Below are 993 nucleotides of genomic sequence, written 5' to 3' on the forward strand. Positions count from 1 at the left end.
TGATGACCAACAGGTCACCTTGCCGGCGGTGATCCTCGATCAGGGCGCGGGCGCGATCCGAAATCATCGGCAGCACCCATTCCTGTAGATATTCCCGGTGCCAGGCATTGAGCTGGGCACGCGGGTGCGCAGCCAGAGGGGTAAGCTGAAAATTCAGAAAAGCCTGAATGTCCAGGGTGCCCGCCATATAGTCCGCGTAAAACCGGTCATTGCGATGATTGAAGCACTCGGCGTCCACAACGCCGCGGCTGCTGAGAAATTTCATCCAGGCATGATCGGAGTCGCCAGAGAGCAGCGTGTTGTCCAGATCAAAAAGAGTGAGGGCCATAGGTTCTCCGTCCAGTGAGGTGGGCAATGGCAAATGCCGCGCTAGGATACCGCAAATATGCTTTCTGGTATAATTTGCCCGGGGTTGGGCGCAACAGGTGCATGCGCAGGGCATTATATCTCGAAAGAAGGAGCGGATGGTGGCGCAGGGCAAGCCTACGGACTTTGAGCGTATCCAGTTGTTGCGTGCCGAATTGATGGCCGCCAATAAGGCGTATTACCAGCAGGATGCACCGACTCTGAGTGATCCGGAATATGATGCACGGCTGCGCGAACTTCGCCGCCTGGAGGAACGTAACCCGCAATGGCAAAGCGCCGATTCGCCGACCCAGAGGGTAGGGGCGACGCCTCTGGAGGCCTTTACCGAAGTTCACTATACCGTAGCGATGACTTCCCTGGATAACGTGTTTGATCAGGAGGGATTTCGTGATTGGTTGGGACGTGTGCAAAAAGGACTGCACCTTGAAGAGGTTGCGCTGAGCGCTGAACCCAAGTTTGATGGCCTTTCGGTCAACATCCGTTACGTGGATGGCAAATTGATGCAGGCTGGGACCCGCGGTGATGGTCAGAGTGGCGAGGATGTCACCGCCAATGTCCGCACCATCCGCAATATTCCTCTGCAACTGGCGGGCAAGGGCTGGCCGGATCTGTTGGAGGTGCGCGGGG

Annotated in this window: 2 protein-coding genes; one reads left to right on the forward strand and one right to left on the reverse strand. The window is 57.0% G+C overall.

Going from position 1 to position 993, the window contains the following annotated elements; all coding sequences use genetic code 11:
* Positions 1–328: HAD family hydrolase (locus HF921_RS11815; protein WP_215893866.1), on the reverse strand; the 328-nt coding region annotated here is incomplete at its 3' end.
* A 136-nt stretch (positions 329–464) separates the two neighbouring features.
* On the opposite strand from HF921_RS11815, the gene HF921_RS11820 reads away from it, so the two are divergent.
* Positions 465–993: DNA ligase LigA-related protein (locus HF921_RS11820; RefSeq protein WP_404813120.1), on the forward strand; the 529-nt coding region annotated here is incomplete at its 3' end.

The sequence above is a fragment of the Acidithiobacillus ferriphilus genome (genome assembly GCF_018854775.1).
Lineage (GTDB): Bacteria > Pseudomonadota > Gammaproteobacteria > Acidithiobacillales > Acidithiobacillaceae > Acidithiobacillus > Acidithiobacillus ferriphilus.